Source organism: Anaerocolumna cellulosilytica (genome assembly GCF_014218335.1).
GTDB classification, from domain to species: domain Bacteria; phylum Bacillota; class Clostridia; order Lachnospirales; family Lachnospiraceae; genus Anaerocolumna; species Anaerocolumna cellulosilytica.
The window spans coordinates 4,305,364-4,324,777 of the sequence record NZ_AP023367.1; the positions used below are offsets into that span (position 1 = coordinate 4,305,364).

The window sequence follows — 19,414 nt, forward strand, 5'->3', positions numbered from 1 at the left end:
TAACGATTAAGTAGTATTCTAAAAATGTAAAAAACATTTGACATTACGGAGGTGCCTATATGAGAAAAATGGATGAAATGGAATTAATTATAAACCAGAAAGGAATTAAATGGAGTTGGTTCTTTATAGTATTCTCCCTCGTTTTATGGGGTGGATATAACTATGTTAAAAGCCAAGAAACATCGCTTCCTTTAATCCTGTTCGGTCTACAGTTTCTGGTTTACTTTTTTGTTACAAGCATTGAGAAGATAAAGGTTGACGATAACAGCGGAAAAAAACAGATACTACTTACATTAGGATTACTATTTTTATTCCTTGTATTTGGTGCAATCCTCTACGTTACGAATGGTCATTGAGTATTATGAAGAATTGCATAAGAAAACTACGTAAAGAAAAAAAATATAGGCAGGAAGATTTAGCTGCGGCGTTAGGTGTCACACGACAAACAATAAATGCGATTGAAAATGACAAATATGATCCCACGCTGCTATTGGCCTTTAAGCTGGCAAGCATACTCGAAACAACGGTGGATGAGCTTTTTGAACCTGACCCAACAACACTAAAATAAAATCTGCAAAGAATCATTGTCCCAAGCATACACTCCATTTTATTTAACAAAGTATACTATCGGTCAATATATGAATAAAGTTCAGGATATAGGTTCAAAATGTAACCTTATCCTGAACTTTATTCATAAAATATCACCGCACAGAGACAACTACTCTCCTTTAGCCCCTTTAAATATCCTGATAAATCGACTAACACTTCCAATTAGACAGAAGAGATAACCCATACCTAAATCAGACAGATAGGATCTCTTTACTTCGCTGTCTTCAAGGAATAAAGACAATGCCTTAAAGGAATCTAAAAAGCTTAAATCATATTCTTTATGAAAATATTTATATACTTCGATGGTGTAGGTAAGTCTGTTCGCTACATATATCATAACTACTACTATAATAAAACTAAGTATAACCCCTACTTTATCCAGTTTACCGCCAAACTTTTCATAACCCCAAAGAGCACAAATAGTCATTACAATACCTGATATACTAGCAATATAACCCAGCTGATAAATAACTATCCAAATAGCTACCCCTGCCAGAGAACAAATTGCTGCTCCAAGCAGACCTAACAAGATATTGCCTTTTATTTTCTCTGCGGCTTGCCCCATACCCAGGGTGTTGTCCCAGCCTTCTGCATCCGATACTTTATAGCCGGATGTTTCTTCTAATCCACTTTCTTCATAGGTTTCTTTTCCATCGAAACTCATAATTGTTCCTCCTTTGTATGTATACGCATGTTGTGGTTCTTCTTATTATTACACATGGATTCCCATTGATGAATAGGTCTATATCCCTATTTTATAAGGTATTTACAGACATATCTTAAATAATATGGAAATAAGGAAGCCCCAGACTCTACCTGAAAGCTTCCTTTATATGCTTTAAATCTATTCTAGAGCATGTAACCTTGTTTTCGTAACATATCCAGGTTTGCCTGTAATATATGGTAACTATCCCACTATCTTTTTACGCAATGCATGAATTTCTGTGTCCGTGAATCCAAGGGTTCTAAAATAATCTTCTGCTGATATATAATGTTCTTTTAAATAATTTAGTGCTTTTCTCATGTTTTCCGGAGGAGATTCCATTACATACCCCGGAACGGTAAGACCCATGGACTCTAATTGCGCTACCTGAAGAGGGAAGATATCCTTCATATACTCCTGGGTTATAGCATAATCCTGTATTATGGTTTCCTCATCAACCCCCGCCAGCTTAAGTAAAAGCATGGCAGTCATTCCTGTACGGTCTTTTCCACCGGAACAATGAAATAAAACACACGTATCAGGACAATCAAGCATTGCTTTAAAGACCTTATAAAAACTTTCCTTACTGTCATCTAACAACCAGCAGTATAGTTCCCACATACTTGGCGGAAATTCATCCGAATAACGATTTGCTCTAACATGGTCCTGTATAGGGACATGTATATATTTTATATCTGCATAAAGAAGCGGCAGTTTGTCCGGTTCTCTTTTACTTTCTACTTCGGAACGTAAATCAACAATACAGCGTACACCATGGTCATACAGCAGCCTGCTGTCCTCCTCCGTAAGATTATGGAGAGCATCTCCACGTAAGAAGGCATGATGTTTTGTGACAGCTCCTGTTTCCGTGGTATATCCTCCTAAGTCACGTATATTCTTTGCACCATTAAGGGGCAGTGGCCTGGCAATTATTTGCATAGATAAACTCCTTTTTTATAAAATAGACCGTGGGAACTTAATATAATGTCCCCGAGCTTTAAGTTACCCTCTTGTCAGCTTCACACGGATTTTTGTGGAAATAACTTCAATTATTAAAACCAATAGAATTAAACCGGTTAAAATCGCTCCTACTTCATTCCAGCGGTAAGAATTCATGGCAAAGATAAGAGGGGCTCCGATACCACCTGCTGCAACTAAACCTAATACTGCCGCATCTCTAAGATTCATATCAAAACGATATAAGGCAATGGATAAGAAATTAGGAATCAACTGAGGCAGTATACCATATCTGATTTTTTGAAACGTATTTAACCCTGCTGCATCTAAGGATTCTAGTATTCTCATATCCAAATCCTCCAGCGTCTCAATATACATCTTTGAGAGCATACCAATAGAGCACACCGAAATTGTCAGTAAGCCGGCAAAAGGCCCGGGCCCTGTAACCCTGATAAACATAAGCCCATATACAAAAGCCGGTATGGTTCTCACAGCCATAATAATAAAACGGCCTATCAGGGCAATGGGTGCGGGTACAATATTAAAAGCTGACAGAAATGAAAAAGGAATAGCCAATATTGCACCTACTATGGTTCCTAAAAATGCAATACATATTGTTTCAAATAAAAGGTATGCTACTCCTGCTTTGGTAAAATTAAAAAGTAGTTTTGTATCTGGATGCAGGATTCCTTTCAGGATATTTTTAGCAACCTGGATACCATTTTGTTTTACCCCGTTTAACTCAAGCATTGACCCTGACCAAACCAACAGCATGATTACTATCAATACTGTTACCAGCTGTAACAGCCATTTTTTGGGTCTTTGCTCATATTGTTGTCGTATATATGATTCCATGCTATTCCTCCTTAAGAAAGCTTACTTCGGATAAAATGACTGATGCCTTCAATAAGTAGTACAGTAACAAAAAGCATGAGAAGTATCATTCCTACGTTGTCATACTCGCGCCAACCTATCTTCTCTTGCAGTATCAGTCCAAGACCTCCTGCCCCTACATATCCAAGGATAGAAGCATATCTTACATTTCCTTCAAAGCAAAACAGGCAGTTCGACAGGTATCCCGGCATAATCTGGGGACAGATAGCACTTAAAAATGCTCTAAAACGTCCTGCTCCCATTGCCTCCATTGCTTCAAAAGCTCCCATATCCACTGTTTCAATCTGTTCATATAATAATTTACCTACATAGGCAAACGTAAATACTGCGATTGCTATAGTACCTGCCAGAGTTCCAAACCCGAAAGCATAGGTTGCAATTAACGCTGTAACCAAAGTCGGTAAGGTTCTTACAATACTTATAAATAACCGGATAGCCGAAATAATAATCTTGTTTTTCACAATATTGGTAGATGCTCCGATTGCAAAAGGTATGGCTAACATAGATCCAACTACAGAGCCTAATAAGGACATTTTTACCGTATCCAGCAAGGGTTTCCACACTCTTGGCATATAGGTGAATTTTGGAGGAATCATCATCTTTAATATATCAAAAAACTTATTTCCATTTTCAGCCAGTGTATGAAAGTTAAAACCTGTTACCTTTACTGACAGCAATAAAAAGATGGAAAATAACAGAAAAGCAGGTACTGCATAGGAACGGGGCTTTACTATAGTCTTTCCATTGGAGAGTTTAAATTGCTTCATAGGTTCACTCCCGTCTGTGTTCGTATTTGTTTGTTCCATAGGCAGAGACAAACGCTATTCAGTCTTATCAACTGATACACCTTCTTACTTTTTTTTACTTTCAAACTGCTTCCTCCAGCTTGCCGCCATATATTTCATCCAGTACATCCTTTGTTACACTTTCGGCACTGCCGTCATATACAATCTTACCGCCGGAGATTCCAATTACACGGTCAGCATATTGGAGTGCTAAGTCTACGTGGTGTATGTTGATAAGCACTGATATTTTTAGTTCTTGATTTATTCTTTTAAAATCCTGCATAACCTGTTTGGCCGTTACGGGATCTAAGGATGCTACCGGTTCATCTGCCAGAATAATTCCAGGATTCTGTGCCAGGGTTCTTGCTAAGGCAACCCTTTGCTGCTGTCCTCCTGACAACTGGTCCACCCGGGTATAGGCCTTATCCAGTATGCCTACCTTGTCCAACGCCTCCAATGCCTCCAGACAGTCTTTTTCCGGAAATATCCCAAATATAACCCTCCACAACGGAAGTTCCGGCACTTTTGCTGCCAATACATTTTTTATGACGGTCGTACGGGTAACTAAATTAAAGGATTGGAATATCATCCCGATGTTTCTTCTAAATTTTTGCAAGGCTTTCCCTCTTAGGGAATTCACCTCTACTCCGTCTACTGTCAATTTTCCTGCCGTAATATCATGCATTCGGTTAATGGTACGGATAAGTGTAGACTTTCCTGCACCGGAAAGCCCGATTATCGCAACGAATTCTCCCTGTTCGATCGAAAGGGATACATCTTTTAGTGCCTTATAACCATTGGCATAGGTTTTATCAACATGTTCAAATACTATCATTTTAAACCTCCGTTTATGAACAACATGAAACAGGGTGCTGCAAAGTATTTTCCGGTTATATTGGGGTATTTGCAGCACCAGGTTTATAAAAAAGCTTACATAGCCCTTGGGGCTTTGAACATTAATTACCTGAATTTAATTCCTGAATTAACTTCTGGGCAGCACGTTCATTATCATAATCAGTTGGGCTGGCAACTTGATAACCTTCGTGACTGTAGATAGAGATTACTTGTTTTCCTTCTTCTGTATTCGCAATGTTAATGAATGCATTTTGAATGGCTGCTTTTAAACTATCATCCATATTCTTGGAATTATTACTTACGCTTACAGTATCGTTATAGATAGGAGCAGTAACACCGATAACTGCTGTTTCTTCCCAGATAGAACCAGTTCTTGCATATTCACTATTCCATTTTTCTACATAATCACGGCGTGCATCTGCATAAGTAAGAAGAACATCAATTTCTCCGGTAGCAAGACGTGCAAAGGCACTACCGTAGGAATCAGACTGAACCGCGCTTGGCAGGTCTGTAATATTTTTGCCGAAATGTTCCTGTAACCATAGAGAAGGATAGATATATCCGGCAGGGGAAGAAGAAGACATTACGCTAAAACTTGCGCCTGCTAAGTCCTCCCAAGTCAGTTCTTCACCGCTATTTACCTTAGCTGCTAATGCCTGTCCTTTTTCAGAAGGGCCTGCTATGATTAGGGAACGGTATGAATTAGCCTGTTTGTCAGTACCTTCGGTGGCTGTTTTGTCATTCCAGTCTTTTGCATTATCAAAGTCTTTGCTTAGTCCTGCACGGGTCGCTGTAAGTACAACTTCTGCACCATCATCATATAGTACGTATGTTCCCCCAGGAATCAGACCAATATCAGCAGTACCTGCAGAAAGTGCCTCTCCAACCGCTTCATAGCTGGTTCCGACCGTAATTACAACTTCTCCTACTTCATAGCCTTCTTTTGCCAGTTCCTCTTTTAAAAGTCCCTTTAAAGGTTCTGTGGCAGTAACTATTTCATCCGGCTCTCTAGACGGTACGAAGTATACATTTAATTTATCAATACTTACTTTTTCTGCCTCTTGTCCCTCAGCTTCTGTCTGGCTTGCTTTCGGTGTTCCGGTTGCTTCTGCATTAGTTTTGGTCTCTTTGGTGTTAGAAGAACATGCTGTCATCCCCACAACCATCATACCGGCTAAAAATATAGCTCCCAGCCTTTTTACGATACTACTTTTTTTCATTTTTTGATTCCTCTCTTTCATTTACTGAATAATTGTGATAGTTTATCTGAAGTAAAGCTGGCAATCACATCAATTGCTGGTATTACCTGCCTGACTTGCGCGGATAGGATGCCGTCACTAAGCGTAACGAGATTATAAGCTGCTTGATTCTCAAATTGTAATACATCATCTATGGTTGTCATGGAAAAAGCAATAGAATCCGATGTGAAATAGGGTTTACCTGCAAACTGTGACAGGTAATTGTGATGGGTATGTCCACAAAAAATACCAAGAATATCACTGTTTTTAATAATTTCACACAATTCTTTATCGAAAGCTGCACATTCTAGTCCCTCCTGATTGGGTATCAGTGGATGGTGCAGCGCAAGAAGTGTACCTAATTTTGATGGCTTAGAAAGTATTTCTTTCAGCCAATGAAGTTGTTGATTATGAATGATTCCGTTAATACAATAGCCGGAATCAAGGGTTATAATACGCAACCCCTTTATATTGTAAACGGCATCTATCGTAGATGTTTCAGCTAATGTATATGTTTCAGCTAGGGTAGATGCTTGTGTTGAAAATACTGCTTGATATGCTTTTCTTTTATCATGATTTCCGGGTAATAGAATGTATGGAATATCACCTAATTGATCCTCTAACAGCCTTGCCAGAGCCTGATAATCAGAACGCTCTCCTTCATGGGTCAAATCACCGGTAATTAATACAAAATCAAGCCCCTGCTTCTTTTCTTCCTGAATACACTTGATAATATTTACTTCCGGATGTTGTTTAGCAGAGATTAGTGCTTCAAAACCGCTGTTCTTGTATTCTTTTCTATAATGTATATCAGACATATGTATAAAACGAATTGTATTCATAATAGCTCCCATCTGTGTACTTAGTTTACGAAATTAAGGGGGTTGAATCGCTTTTATCAACCTAGCTCCCATGCCACATCTGTATGCAGATGCGGCACGGCCATAAATCAGGGTGTGAAATAGTTTTTAAGTGCTCTCTCCTACAGAAAGTCTAGTAGGTATAATAATTTTCATTGTCTGGCTGCGCCTGTTTAGAATTCTTTCAATGAGTAATTCAATGGCTGTCTGCCACACAAAATCAGGATACATTTTTATACAGGTATACGTAGGATGATTGGGTTTTAATGTTTCGATATCATTATAGATCACAATCCCCAAATCTTCCGGTATACTAAGCCCTGCTTCATTCAAGGCTAATAGTGCTCCTTCTGCTACTGCATCATTCCCAAGTAATAATGCATCCGGAAGGTTTCCTGAATCTAAAATCTGTTTTGTAAGGTTATACCCGCTTTCAGAAGATAAATCTCCTACCAGAATATTGTCTGGCTGATAGCAGTTAAATTGTTTTAAATAATGCGTCAAAGCTTCCAGTCTGTGATAACCGATTCGAACATTCGTATTCTCATAAACCCCACCAATATATCCGACGGCTTTATACTCTTTTTCCTTTACCAGATAATTCACTAACTGCTCCATTCCCAGATTAAAATCTATTAAAATCTGGTCATGCTGGTAACCTTCCCGCTCTGAATTTACAAAAACAATATGGTAAGATAAACTATGTAAAAAGTCCAGCTCTTCTAAAGTAAAAGCACCAAAGGCGATAATTCCATCTACTTTACCTTCATAATGGCTGGTAAGACGAACAAAATTAACATCAATCTCCTGGGTAATAGTCTGAGCCATGTAACCTAAGGTTGCCAATCGGAAATTTGACCACCCTTCTTGAATAATCTTCCAGTCCGCTACGCCGATAACTGCGCTTTTTTTGGTATTCGCTTTCCTTTGCTTTGGCGGAACATAACCCAAATGATGTGCAATCTCAAGTATTAGACGTCTGGTGTCTTGACTGACTGCCATCGTATCATCCAGATTTAAGACTCTGGATACTGTAGCCATTGACACATTTGCCTTCTGGGCTATCTCTTTAATCGTTGCCATATGTAACATACCTCCCGTTTCTGAAAATTACTATAACATAACTTTTTTTAAAGTTCCACAATTTTTAGTAAAGTTTTAGTAAAACTTTTTAAATAAAAAAAATCCGTCCTGAAACTTAATATAACAATGATTTCAGGACGAGACTTCTTAACTCTACGGTTTTTATCTTAATACGGTAATGATTTCTACTAAAACTTTACTTGTATTATCTAATTTTTATTTCACATATTCCAATGCTGAGGCTGCCGCAACACGTCCAAATACTACAATATCTGCTACTGCATTACCTCCAATACGATTTGCTCCGTGAACACCTCCGGTTATTTCGCCAGCAGCAAATAAGCCTGCAATTGGAGTCCCGGTTGTAGCTATTACTTCTGCATTTGTGTTGATTTCAACCCCACCCATGGTATGATGTACACCAGGTGCCACTTTTATCGCATAAAATGGTCCTTGTGTAATATTATTATCCATTCCTGTATTTCTTCCAAATTCTTTGTCGTCTTTTGCCGCTACTGCATTATTCCAGGTATCTAATGTATTAGCTAGTGTTGTAGCATCAACACCAATCTGATTTGCTAATTCTTCGATAGTAGCACCCTGTACAGTAATATTATTTTCCACATATTTTTCAATTGCACTTAAATTATCGCGCAATAGTTGGTCAAAGATAATATAGGAATAGCTTCCTTCCTGTTTTACAATAGCATCCGAAACCACATCTCTGGTTAACAATTCATCTGTAAATCTTTTTCCTTCCTGATTTACTAATATTGCACCGCCGCCACGGACGGATTCTGTTATCATGATGCTTGTTGTCTGTTCTACCGTCGGATGTGTCTGAATCTGTTCAATGTCCACCAAATTTGCCCCAATAGCTTCCGCCATTACGATACCGTCTCCGGTAGCACCTGGAGTATTCGTTGTAACATATCCCTTTAACTCTGGTTTATATTTTGTGTAAAGTTCTTCATTGGCTCCAAAGCCACCAGTGGCAAGTATTACAGCCTTTGCATGAATTGTATAATTTACTTCTTTACCTTCTGCTTTTATTCCGGTAACTATATTATTTTCTGATGTAATTTCAGTTGCAGTTGTATTAAGCATCACCTGAATTCCTAAATCGTCCAGATTCTGATTAAACTTTTCTACTAAGTAAGCACCAACACCTGCGCCGCCTTCTGGTCTGTGAATACGTTTATTCGTTGCACCGCCGGAAAAAGAAACCTCAGGAAGCGGTGCTCCAATGGATGCTAACCAGTCAATTGCATCTGCTGAATTCTGAGCCATAACTGTAACTAATTCTTTATTGTTTACGTTATAGCCACCCGTCATGGTATCTTCAATAAATTGCTCTATCGTATCTTCTATTCCAAGCTCTGCCTGAACGGAAGTTTCGGCTGCATTCATACCACCGGTTGCTTTGATTGTATTTCCCCCAACCATTGGCATTTTTTCTACAATAATAACATTAACACCTGCTTTTTTGAGTTCAATTGCGGCAGTCATACCAGCTCCGCCGGCACCAATTACTACTACATCTACATCAAGAGTCTCTTCTTTTTTCTCAACTGCTTTCGTTTCTACAGCGGATAAAGTTGAAATATCAACTCCAGCACTTTCCAAAGCCTTAGTAACCGCTTCGATAACTGCATTACTGGTCACTGTCGCACTTGATACAGTGTCAACTTCAACTGTTTGTTTCTCCACCATAAGAGATGGAAGCGTTTCAATTGCAACAGAACCAATTCCCTCTGTTTCACTGTCACCTACAACTGTTATTTCATCCATCTTATCGGCTGATAATACAACGGTAGCTACAACATCACCGCCGAAACCTTTTGCCGTTCCTTCATATGTACCCGGTTTAAATTTCCCTTCGGATGCCCCCGCTTCCTCATTTGTCGATTGACCTTGCTCTGTTCCGGTTGTTTGCTCTTTTTTCCCACATGCGGAAAGAGAGAATACAAGTATCAGCACCAGAACCAACGAAAATAGTTTTTTCATAGTTAATGCTCTCCTTACTACTTTGATATTTTTTTATCACTCTAGTTTATACTACATGTCATATCTGCAAGTAGTTATGACACTGTCACATTATCTATTATAATAAAAAAATCTGGATAAAATCTGACTAATTTCTTAATATTAAGTCATAATTATTGTCGCTGTAGAGTTTATTTGCCGTTTCAACAATCTCCTTTACTGATACCGGTTTTATTACATACGCATCAATAATTCCTTTTTCTATATATGTCTCTAAGTCTTTTTCTAAGTAACCGGTCATTACAATTATTCTAATGTTAGGATTCAGCTTCTTAATTACTGTGGACAACTCTAGTCCGTTGATAATTGGCATGGAGTAATCTGTTAAAAGAATATCAATTTTCTCTGAGTTCTCCTTCAGATGTGCATATGCCTTAACTGGGTTGGTGTAACCTTCTGTTGTCCAATTTATTTTTTCCAATCCCCTAGCGATGGACTTTACAATTTCTTTCTTGTCATCAAGAATCATGACTCTCCGATTCCTTGCTATAATATACTCTTGTTTTGTTCCTTTACTGTTTTCCTGACCCTCACTAACGGCTACAATCGGAAAGGTAATCGTAAAGGTTGTCCCTTGCCCTAATTCACTTTCTACCGTTATCACTCCTTTCATTTTACTCACCAGTCTATGCACCACTGGCAAACCAAGTCCCGTCCCCTCACCCGGCATTTTTGTTGTAAAAAAGGGCTCGAATATATTACTTAGTACCTCTTCATCCATACCGCAGCCGGTATCCTTTATGATAAGAAGTGCTGTATCCTGTCTGTTTTCTAATACTATCTGTATTTCTCCTCCGGTATTTCTCATCGCTTGATAGGCATTGGTACAAAGATTTATAATTATTTGATTTAAAGTTCCCTGATTACCCAAAATCCGTACCGGTTTTGTACTGATAAACGGTACCAGACGAACCTCTTTGGGAATTAACTTCTCCGTCATTTTTAGGGTGCTTTTTATAGCCGCAGCCGCATCAAATACCAGCATTTTGGCTTCGATATTTTCAGTTCTCCCATAGTCTAGCAATTGTCTGGATAGTTCCGTACAACGTTTTGCAGCGGCGGCTATTTCCGAGACTGCCTCCTGCCTCTCACTTACGTTATTGATACCTTGAAGTAATAGTTCGCAGTAAATCAGAATCGGCGTCATAAGATTATTAAATTCATGGGCAATGGTACCGGTTAAAATTCCCATAGTTTGCAGCCTGTCATATTGCTGCACTTTTTCTTCCTGTTTTCTAAGTTGGTATACAGCTTCACTTAATTCCCGCTCATACATCCACTCTTTCTGCATATATCTGGAACTTTTCAATTCCTTCGTTACATAATATATTAAAGTACCAAAAAACAATACAAGAACTAAACCTACCAATAAAGTTATCCCAAGCGTACGATGCAGTATCCCAGCTATCTGGGCATATTCCATGATAACACTGACTACCCAATAATTCTCCACTACAGAAACAGGGGTGTATCCAATAATTTTTTTAACCTTTCCGGCCTCAACATTATCCCACCAATAAGAATTAACAATATCACTTCCCGATTTCCCGCCTATCTGATTTTCCACCAACTGATCCACCCCTTTCGGGTCCAGTTCAGGATGTAATTTTTTTCGGTCTTCTTTGGAATTTATTCCAATCTGGCTTTTCGTTCCGTGCATGAGAATAATTCCGTTTTGGTCTTTTACTGTGCAATATCCCTTATCACCTACTTGCACCGGATATAAAATCTTATCATATACTTTATTTAAATTGATACCTGCCTTAATAATACCTATAAATTCCTTTTCTATATACAGGGGTTTAATCAGGTAAAGTACAAAAAAACCTTCTGGCTGATATTCATAGTTACTACAAAAGGTATTATTGGAATTTTGTGATAACGTATCTAACAGTTCCTTTCCCTTCTCCGCAGTTATAAAACTAAGGTTATGTATGTATTCCTTTTCTTTCTGATAATATTGCTCCAAAATATCCTTCATTTGTGTTTTTAAGATTTCGCTATTCTCAATATTGAATACTATACTGTTAAAATACAAATCCATCCCATGACATTTTTCTATAAAAAAAGTTTGAAGACTCCTGGAAGCCGTCTCGGCATTTGTTATAATTTGCTCCTTTTGCTGGTTTATTATCTCGTTTTTATGGCTGTTAAAGGTCATAATAACAGATGCTGTTATTAATGTTACTCCAAGTATTGTTATGAATAAAATCTTCCATAGTTTACTGCCAGGTAAATCTTTTAACATTATTTATTCCTGCTTTCTATATATCTAGGGTGTCTGATAACTGCTTGTTCTGTTGTATGCGCTTTCATTTGTTTAGACAAGGTATGCCTCAAGCAGAGTACTTAAAACGACACAATGCGTTTTCAGATACACCTTAGTATAACATATATGTAGAACTATGTAAAAATAAGAGATGACAAACAGTTTGTCAGTGGCTATAATAAAATTAAGTATAAAATAATGTTATTATTCTGTCAGGCTTTTGACACTTGAATTCTATCAGATAGTATAAGGAGATTTTGATTTTATGGCAGGTGAACGTATTTTAATTGTTGATGATGAAAAAATTGTACAAAACGCAATCAAAGCAGCCTATAGAAGTGAGAATATGGAGGTTTCCGTAGCTTCTGGAGGCTTTGAAGCGATATCTCTCGTACAAAAATATACATATGATTTGATTTTACTGGATATTTTGATGCCAGATATGGATGGTTTTGAGGTAATCCGAACGATTCGTACTTCACAGATACATACTCCTATCATTCTTTTAAGTGGCAAAACAGAGGAATACAATAAGATACTTGGACTTGGACTTGGAGCAGATGATTATATAACGAAACCATTTAGCATCGCACTATTAATTTCAAAATCTAAGGCACTTATGCGAAGAAATAATACCTACTGCAATAAAACCATCCATGACATAAGTCTTGGCCCCTTTTCCTTCTGTCACTCTACTTTCAAGGTGTATAAAAATGACGTCGCAATTCCTATGACTGCCAAAGAGCTGACCCTTTTCAAATTCTTTTTGGAGAATCCAAAACAAGTTTTTACGAAGGAACAGCTTTACCAGAAAATATGGAATCACCACGTAATTGATGATAATACTATTATGGTTTACATAAAACGTATACGAAGCAAAATTGAGGATAACCCGAAACAACCCTATTATTTGAAAACAATCTGGGGAATCGGTTACCAGTTTGATTGTTAACAGGTAACCGATTCCTTTTAAAATTCATTCTTTAAACTTCTCGTAAATAATTAAATATTTTCTTCCTTAAAGAATTTTTGACTAAAACATGAGATTTACTAACATGGCCTCATGCAGCAGCAGTTGCAAAACATGAACAGCCAGCATAATTTTGAGCAGGAGTCCACTGAACCACCCGGTTCTCTTCCGTACCCCGTTCCCATAGTACTGTACCATTGCCCGCCGGAATTTAGCCTTGATAAGAACAACTGATATTCTGTATTTCTAGGCTCCATAGCAACAGCCTGTTTTGCATCATTTAAAGCATTGATATTATTACCAAGACCGGCATTGGCTATAGCACTATAGTAATACCATCTTGCTGACTTATCCGCCACATTTGATAGGGCATTTAAGGCCTCCCTATAATACCCGGATCTAATATAATTCATGGCAGCCTGCAATTCAAGAGGTTCACTGGAATGATTCTGACGATATCCCCCTCCATAAGAACCATAACCAAAGGGACCATATCCAAAAGGGTTATCCCCTTTACTACCGGTACCATAAGTTCCCTGGGAACCATAACCTGAACCGCCATTTTCTCTTTCCCTTATAATTTGGTCATAGGCCTGCTGTATCTCTTTAAATTTTTCTTCCGCCTTATCTTTGCTTGGATTATTCACATTGGCATCCGGATGATACATACGGCTTAACTTTCGGTATGCTTTCTTAATCTCATCGTTTGATGCACTCTGCGATACACCTAAAACCTTATATGGGTCTAACATTATTTTTCTCCTGCTTTCCTCTTTTTGAATGAACTATATCGAACTTAGTCCATACCCCGGCATATAAAATATTGCGTAGAATTTCTGCATTATATAAAATAGGCAGCCTTTCAAAGGCTCCTGAGCATTCCGCCATCATAAGTTTTAAAATACGTTGCATATCTGACTCTAGTTCTTCCTCTGCATCCATCGTATAATTGTCTTTCTTTTTCTGATTCAGATACAGTAGAAGTGGATTATAACTTTTCTTTTTATCATCCTTTTCCATATCTTCATAAGCATCCATTAAATAGATGAATTTACCTAAGAAAAATCCTATCTTTCTTAAGGTATCCGCCCACTCATCTTCTTTAAAGACAAAGAGCTCTCCCAGCATTTCACCCGTATAACCCGCTGCCATGTCAAGGTTACTCTCGACCGTTGTTTCACATTGCTCTAATTTTTTCAGATAAGTTACAACTGCTTTTGTTTGCCTGGGATATTCCTTTTTTATCTTTTTTACCTGCCCTGCTAAAAGCCTGGCACCGGTCAGACTAACAAGCTTTTTTTCATCTTTCCAGTTGTCCAACAAATTAAAATAAGTAAGCAGAAGGTTCATATCCGCACAATATTTACCGAAAATATTTAATATCCGCTGTTCCTTCGTCCCCGGATGAGCCGGACAGCGAAAAGTTTCCGTAACTTCTTCCGGTTCATATAATCCGGTTAAAAGTATCATTAAAAAAGTCATGTCATAGCTTAATGTAAATTGTCCTTTGAAACCATGCTGCATCTTCAACTGTCTGCATAAGCCACAATAATAAGCTCTGTATTTATTATAATCCTTCATTTTTAGTTCCGGTTTGTGAATGGTAATATAACCAAACATGAAAGCCTCCTAAGCCTTAGCTTTTCTTTATAAATTCTGCTTTACACTTAGGGCAGGTTATACATATTTTACCTTTTCCCTTTGGTATGCGAATCTTCTGTTTACAAGTAGGGCAGGAATAGATATGATAGGTCTTTCTTTGTTGGTTTCTTGCTTTCCAGTTTTTGAAATACCCAAAGAACCTGCCCTTTATAGTCAAAAACTTTTGATTCTCTGCATATCTTTTGCTAATATCCTTAGAAAGCATACGAAAATAACTAAGTGTAAGCAAAAGTACTACCAAAATTTGCAGTACCGGTCCTCTGAAAATCAATGATAAAACCATGGTAGCTATAGAAACCCCTACAATAAACTGGCCTAATTGGTCACTTCCATATCTGCCCATCATAAATCTTGCTAATTTCTCTCTCATTTAGAATACCATTAGTAACTACTGCTTGTAAATATAATTTAAGCTTATAGTTACTGCCACCATAAACAGCAGAAAGCTATTTTGGTGGCTATCCTTTCTTCTTTATTTTTTTCAGTCAATTGCTCCATCGCATAAAACTTACGTTTCACAATTTTGCAATTTTTAATAAAATACTTAGTTTCCTATTTTTACTGCCTAAATTAAAAACCGGAATAATTGAAACAGTATGGAGCTTAATTTTAATAACAGTTTTTTGTAAAGGGGCATTACAGCCGGCTTTACCTGAGAATTCACCTCATACGTACCATTACTATCCACTGCTATCGAACTTTCATGAAGCTTGTTTATCTCCTCCTTAAGAAGCCTATTAAATGCCTCTCCATGGATAACCAGCGCTACTTCTGTATCAATATAAGCACTTCGCATATCCAGATTAAAGGAACCTATCACAGATAAATCATTGTCAATCAACATGGATTTACCATGGGAGGAATGATTCCCCTGAAACTCATACACCTTAACCCCTGTTTTATATAATTTCTTTTTATTAAATAAGTAATCGGCAGAAGCCACAAAGTTATCTCCCGCTGCCGGAGCATTAATCTGCATGATTATATTACCCTGTGCCTTGACCGCCTGTTCCAAATCCCGGTACATAGCTTTACTGAACACTGCATAGGGTGTCTGTATATAGGCTCCCTGTTCAGCACCTTTTATAAGCTCCATCAGCTGGAACCATACTACCGGCTCCTTAGACAATATGTGGGAGGGATTCGAAATTAAAGTTGCGTTTTGTATAGGTACTGTCCTTGCTGTAAAATCAGTCTCTGCTTCTGATAATTCTTGTTGTTCTGCCTTTAGGTTTTGATAATGTATTGCCAGTTCTTCCTTGACAGGTGTGATATCCCCTTTCCAAAAAGGAGTGGAATTATATGCCGTTTTGCAGTATTTTGAATTCCATACTTCCTCAAAATATAGAAGCATTTCCTGCATTACACCAGCCTCCTGCCGTCTTGTTGATTCCTCTGTAACCAGTACTTCCCTGTCATAGCTTCCGCCTTTTACCGTATCCCCCAAAAAGTAATCAAAGGTGTTCCTGCCGCCAAGTAACAGGAGGGAATCATCCACCAGAATGTACTTGTCATGCAACCTTCCGTTCATTGTCCAGGGTTTTAAGACATTCGGTATATTATAAAAGCGAATTTCAATGTTAGGATGGCTGCCTGCTGCATAAAATATGGAATTTGTTCCCATGTGTACTCCCCCGAAAAGGCCATCCACTAATATTTCTACCTTAACGCCTCTGTCTGCTGCAGCTAACAGTGCAGAAAATATATCTGTAGTACTCTTGCCTGCACGTATATCAAAGGTGGAAAATATAATCCGTTCCCTAGCCTTATCAAACATTTGCAGCCTTATATCCAAAGCCTCTTTGTTGCTTTCTATTACTGCTGCCCTATAGTAGCCCTCCGCATTACTGCCATAATAATCTTCTCTGTTATATTCATCCTTTATCTCCTGACTAACTTCCGGATGAAAGGTAAATGGCAAAAGGGCCCCAACTAGGACATATAATAAAAAAAGTACTACTATTATCTTAATCTTCTTTTTCATTTATCCCCCAAATTAAATCTCTATTATGTTATAAAAATGGGTAACTTATCTTATTTCTTCATTTTATTGTACATAACAAAAATACCGCCTGAAATTCCTATTGTCAATGCTTAGGACTAATTGTTTATTTACTTTTAATATATGTAAGGTTTTGTTTTTAATAAGTTTATAATTATAAAAAGTAGATAGGCCATATATCAAAAAACAGGCTGAAAGCAGCAGTCTACCATTTCCTAATTTCAGCCTGTTTCTTATTAAATATATCTTCTATCTCTCTAGCAAATCAAAATTTTTTAAATAACAGCATATTCTCAATAACACGTTGAGCCTTCCACCAGTTTTTAGAGACATAGCAACCTTGTCATTAACTCGGTTGCAGGAATACACTTAAAATATCTCTTCCCACTGTTGATAAGCTTTTTCCAATTCCTGCTTAAATCGTTCCTTTTCAAAAAATAACTCTTTTAAGTACTCTGCCTCAGAGTTGTGCACTTCCATGACTTCCTCCAAATCTTTTAGTTTAACTTCTAAATCAACTATTGCCTGTTCTATTAATTCTAGCTTTTTTTCATTTCTTTTCTTTTTTTTACTATTTTCATCTTTGTGTTGTTCCTGTTTAATTACTACGTTTTTATTTATACAATTCTTCTCTCCTTTTTGCGTTCCATTTACCCCTTCTTTTTTAGGATTCTCTCTTTCTTCCTTTAGACTTTCCTCCAGATAATAGTTATAATCTCCTTGATATATTTTCATTGCCTGCTCTTTTATTTCAATCATCCTGTCCGCTACCTTATTGATAAAGTAACGGTCATGGGAAACAAACAATAAGGTACCTTCATACTCTAAAAGCATTTCTTCAAGAACTTCTCTGGAATCAATGTCCAGATGATTCGTTGGCTCATCCAATATCATAAAATTAACTTTCTCAAAGGTTAGAGAACATAGCTTTAATCTGCTTTTTTCACCACCGGACAGATATTTTATTTTTTTATTAACATCATCTTTAAAAAACAATACTCTTGCTAGCTGCCCTCTGGCTGCTTCGTAAGTAATATTATGCAGCCCTGCAAAATATTCTAATATAGTCTGTTCCTCATCTAGATATTGTATTTGCTGAGGCAGATATCCGATTTTAACCTGGGCACCTAACTTTATAACGCCTGTATCAGGGAGCAGTTCTCCCAAGGCAATCTTTAAAAAGGTGGTTTTCCCGCAACCATTGCTTCCCAGTATACAAGCACTGTCCTGATAAAACAGTGTAAAATTAATGTCATTAAAAAGTTTTTTCTCCTCAAAAGCTTTGCTTATATTCTCTGCTTTCAGAACAATCTTGCCGGAACGGTTCTTCATTTCTGCCGAGAATTTTACTTTTCTGGAATCTAAAACCGGTTTATCTAGTACATCCACCTTTTCAAGACGTCTTTCCAATTCCTTCGCCCTTTTAAACATCTTTTCACTGTCACGCATTTCCCCCCATATACGGTATCGTTTTATCTGGTTTTCCATCTGCTCAATCTTCTTTTGCTGATTCAGATAATTCCGGTACTCTTCTAATACTCTGCGTTCCTTTTCCATTACGTAATAGCTGTAATTCCCTGTATAAATACTTGCTTTAGAGAGACTAAGCTCAACGATTTTATCCACTACACTGTCTAAAAAATACCTGTCATGAGATATGATGATTACAGAACCTTTATATTCCTTCAAAAATTCTTCCAGCCATGCTATGGCCCCTAAGTCCAAATGATTCGTGGGTTCATCCAGTAATAATATCTGAGGCTCCTCTAATAATATTTTGGCAAGAATTACTCTTGTTTTTTCCCCGCCACTTAACTGGTTGAAATACATTTCCTTCATAGCTTCTATAATTTTAAGGCCTTCCGTAATCTTACCAATCTTTGTTTCCAGCTCATATCCACCTTCTAGTTCATATTGCTGCATGTAATTACTGTAGTCATTAAGCGCTTTAGTAAGAGCAGCTCCCTGTAAACTTTCTAATTGTTTTTCCAGTGTACTCATTTTATACCTTAACTCATATACCTGATCAAAAGCCATACGGATTACGTCTATTACTTTAACATCGTTATCATAAACAGGTACCTGATTTAGATAACCCATTTTGGCTCCTTTTCGTATATTTATTTCCCCTTCCTGATAGTCTTCCGCACCCATAAGTACTTTCATCAGGGTGGTTTTACCGCAGCCATTCTGACCGATTAACCCAAGTCTCTCTCCTGTTTTTAACTCAAAACTGATATTTTCAAATATTTTGCTGGCTCCATAATACTTCTTTAAATTATTTATTCCTAGTTCTATCATAGTTATACCCTTGTATCCTTTCTACTAATTATTTTTAGTAATTGCGAAACTTTGCAATTAACATTTTGTAATTACCTCATATAGACGCAAAAAACCCCAAAGCCATAAAGCTTTGGGGTAATATCATCTTATTATTTGTATATATGCTAAGTAAAAATGATTGTCCTCTTTTGTCCTGCG

At 37.5% G+C, this 19,414-nt stretch carries 18 protein-coding genes; 3 read left to right on the top strand and 15 right to left on the bottom strand.

The genetic code is table 11. The features are described from left to right. Positions 1–59: 59 nt before the first annotated feature. Both acsn021_RS17860 and acsn021_RS17865 read left to right on the top strand, forming a co-directional pair. The gene (locus acsn021_RS17860) at positions 60–356 is read left to right on the top strand and encodes a hypothetical protein (protein WP_184092384.1); all 297 of its coding nucleotides are present in this window, start codon (positions 60–62) and stop codon (positions 354–356) included. A 5-nt stretch (positions 357–361) separates the two neighbouring features. Further along, positions 362–568: a helix-turn-helix transcriptional regulator gene (locus acsn021_RS17865; protein ID WP_184092385.1), complete on the top strand. Its 207-nt coding sequence runs from the start codon at positions 362–364 to the stop codon at positions 566–568. A gap of 150 nt (positions 569–718) precedes the next feature. Here acsn021_RS17865 and acsn021_RS17870 read toward each other — a convergent pair whose 3' ends face one another. The 10 genes from acsn021_RS17870 to acsn021_RS17915 form a co-directional block, all read right to left on the bottom strand. Further along, positions 719–1,273: a hypothetical protein gene (locus acsn021_RS17870; RefSeq protein ID WP_184092386.1), complete on the bottom strand. Its 555-nt coding sequence runs from the start codon at positions 1,271–1,273 to the stop codon at positions 719–721. 243 nt (positions 1,274–1,516) lie between these two features. Further along, entirely contained in the window at positions 1,517–2,251 is a 735-nt protein-coding gene (locus tag acsn021_RS17875; protein WP_184092387.1) for a tyrosine-protein phosphatase, read from the bottom strand. Between the two features lie 63 nt (positions 2,252–2,314). After that, positions 2,315–3,124, bottom strand: coding sequence for a phosphonate ABC transporter, permease protein PhnE (phnE, locus tag acsn021_RS17880; RefSeq protein WP_184092388.1), 810 nt, complete (start codon positions 3,122–3,124; stop codon positions 2,315–2,317). 11 nt (positions 3,125–3,135) lie between these two features. Continuing rightward, positions 3,136–3,930: a phosphonate ABC transporter, permease protein PhnE gene (phnE, locus tag acsn021_RS17885; protein WP_184092389.1), complete on the bottom strand. Its 795-nt coding sequence runs from the start codon at positions 3,928–3,930 to the stop codon at positions 3,136–3,138. Positions 3,931–4,030: 100 nt separating this feature from the next. Further along, complete coding sequence (gene phnC, locus acsn021_RS17890) at positions 4,031–4,783, bottom strand: phosphonate ABC transporter ATP-binding protein (RefSeq protein ID WP_184092390.1); 753 nt, start codon at positions 4,781–4,783, stop codon at positions 4,031–4,033. A 121-nt stretch (positions 4,784–4,904) separates the two neighbouring features. Beyond that, positions 4,905–6,023 carry a phosphate/phosphite/phosphonate ABC transporter substrate-binding protein gene (locus tag acsn021_RS17895; RefSeq protein WP_197978579.1) on the bottom strand — a complete coding sequence of 373 codons (1,119 nt, stop codon included), beginning with the start codon at positions 6,021–6,023 and terminating at the stop codon, positions 4,905–4,907. 17 nt (positions 6,024–6,040) lie between these two features. Next, positions 6,041–6,883, bottom strand: coding sequence for a metallophosphoesterase family protein (locus acsn021_RS17900; RefSeq protein ID WP_184092391.1), 843 nt, complete (start codon positions 6,881–6,883; stop codon positions 6,041–6,043). 126 nt (positions 6,884–7,009) lie between these two features. Further along, positions 7,010–7,984, bottom strand: coding sequence for a LacI family DNA-binding transcriptional regulator (locus acsn021_RS17905; RefSeq protein WP_184092392.1), 975 nt, complete (start codon positions 7,982–7,984; stop codon positions 7,010–7,012). Between the two features lie 216 nt (positions 7,985–8,200). Then, entirely contained in the window at positions 8,201–9,991 is a 1,791-nt protein-coding gene (locus acsn021_RS17910; RefSeq protein ID WP_184092393.1) for a flavocytochrome c, read from the bottom strand. A 127-nt stretch (positions 9,992–10,118) separates the two neighbouring features. Next, a complete protein-coding gene (locus acsn021_RS17915) occupies positions 10,119–12,278 on the bottom strand; it encodes an ATP-binding protein (protein ID WP_184092394.1) in 2,160 nt (719 codons plus the stop codon). 286 nt (positions 12,279–12,564) lie between these two features. Here acsn021_RS17915 and acsn021_RS17920 point away from each other — a divergent pair, with 286 nt between their 5' ends. After that, positions 12,565–13,251: a response regulator transcription factor gene (locus tag acsn021_RS17920; RefSeq protein ID WP_184092395.1), complete on the top strand. Its 687-nt coding sequence runs from the start codon at positions 12,565–12,567 to the stop codon at positions 13,249–13,251. Between the two features lie 98 nt (positions 13,252–13,349). On the opposite strand, the gene acsn021_RS17925 is transcribed toward acsn021_RS17920, so the two are convergent. The 5 genes from acsn021_RS17925 to abc-f all read right to left on the bottom strand — a co-directional run bounded on the left by acsn021_RS17925 (position 13,350) and on the right by abc-f (position 19,234). After that, positions 13,350–14,021 (bottom strand): DnaJ domain-containing protein, encoded by a 672-nt coding sequence (locus acsn021_RS17925; RefSeq protein WP_184092396.1) that lies wholly within the window; start codon positions 14,019–14,021, stop codon positions 13,350–13,352. Beyond that, entirely contained in the window at positions 14,005–14,889 is an 885-nt protein-coding gene (locus tag acsn021_RS17930; RefSeq protein ID WP_184092397.1) for a DUF5685 family protein, read from the bottom strand. The genes acsn021_RS17925 and acsn021_RS17930 overlap by 17 nt, the downstream gene beginning before the upstream one ends. 16 nt (positions 14,890–14,905) lie before the next feature. Next, on the bottom strand, positions 14,906–15,301 hold the full coding sequence (locus acsn021_RS17935; protein ID WP_184092398.1) for a hypothetical protein: 396 nt from the start codon (positions 15,299–15,301) through the stop codon (positions 14,906–14,908). A 195-nt stretch (positions 15,302–15,496) separates the two neighbouring features. Beyond that, on the bottom strand, positions 15,497–16,915 hold the full coding sequence (locus tag acsn021_RS17940) for a phospholipase D-like domain-containing protein (protein WP_184092399.1): 1,419 nt from the start codon (positions 16,913–16,915) through the stop codon (positions 15,497–15,499). A 387-nt stretch (positions 16,916–17,302) separates the two neighbouring features. Beyond that, positions 17,303–19,234, bottom strand: a complete 1,932-nt coding sequence (gene abc-f / locus acsn021_RS17945; protein WP_184092400.1) for a ribosomal protection-like ABC-F family protein — start codon at positions 19,232–19,234, stop codon at positions 17,303–17,305. Positions 19,235–19,414 lie beyond the last annotated feature (180 nt).

Bases quoted from the DNA above. Each gene is read 5' to 3' on its own strand.
- acsn021_RS17860 (WP_184092384.1), top strand. From the start codon at position 60: ATGAGAAAAATGGATGAAATGGAATTAATTATAAACCAGAAAGGAATT.
- acsn021_RS17865 (WP_184092385.1), top strand. From the start codon at position 362: ATGAAGAATTGCATAAGAAAACTACGTAAAGAAAAAAAATATAGGCAG.
- acsn021_RS17870 (WP_184092386.1), bottom strand. From the start codon at position 1,273: ATGAGTTTCGATGGAAAAGAAACCTATGAAGAAAGTGGATTAGAAGAA.
- acsn021_RS17875 (WP_184092387.1), bottom strand. From the start codon at position 2,251: ATGCAAATAATTGCCAGGCCACTGCCCCTTAATGGTGCAAAGAATATA.
- phnE (WP_184092388.1), bottom strand. From the start codon at position 3,124: ATGGAATCATATATACGACAACAATATGAGCAAAGACCCAAAAAATGG.
- phnE (WP_184092389.1), bottom strand. From the start codon at position 3,930: ATGAAGCAATTTAAACTCTCCAATGGAAAGACTATAGTAAAGCCCCGT.
- phnC (WP_184092390.1), bottom strand. From the start codon at position 4,783: ATGATAGTATTTGAACATGTTGATAAAACCTATGCCAATGGTTATAAG.
- acsn021_RS17895 (WP_197978579.1), bottom strand. From the start codon at position 6,023: ATGAAAAAAAGTAGTATCGTAAAAAGGCTGGGAGCTATATTTTTAGCC.
- acsn021_RS17900 (WP_184092391.1), bottom strand. From the start codon at position 6,883: ATGAATACAATTCGTTTTATACATATGTCTGATATACATTATAGAAAA.
- acsn021_RS17905 (WP_184092392.1), bottom strand. From the start codon at position 7,984: ATGGCAACGATTAAAGAGATAGCCCAGAAGGCAAATGTGTCAATGGCT.
- acsn021_RS17910 (WP_184092393.1), bottom strand. From the start codon at position 9,991: ATGAAAAAACTATTTTCGTTGGTTCTGGTGCTGATACTTGTATTCTCT.
- acsn021_RS17915 (WP_184092394.1), bottom strand. From the start codon at position 12,278: ATGTTAAAAGATTTACCTGGCAGTAAACTATGGAAGATTTTATTCATA.
- acsn021_RS17920 (WP_184092395.1), top strand. From the start codon at position 12,565: ATGGCAGGTGAACGTATTTTAATTGTTGATGATGAAAAAATTGTACAA.
- acsn021_RS17925 (WP_184092396.1), bottom strand. From the start codon at position 14,021: ATGTTAGACCCATATAAGGTTTTAGGTGTATCGCAGAGTGCATCAAAC.
- acsn021_RS17930 (WP_184092397.1), bottom strand. From the start codon at position 14,889: ATGTTTGGTTATATTACCATTCACAAACCGGAACTAAAAATGAAGGAT.
- acsn021_RS17935 (WP_184092398.1), bottom strand. From the start codon at position 15,301: ATGAGAGAGAAATTAGCAAGATTTATGATGGGCAGATATGGAAGTGAC.
- acsn021_RS17940 (WP_184092399.1), bottom strand. From the start codon at position 16,915: ATGAAAAAGAAGATTAAGATAATAGTAGTACTTTTTTTATTATATGTC.
- abc-f (WP_184092400.1), bottom strand. From the start codon at position 19,234: ATGATAGAACTAGGAATAAATAATTTAAAGAAGTATTATGGAGCCAGC.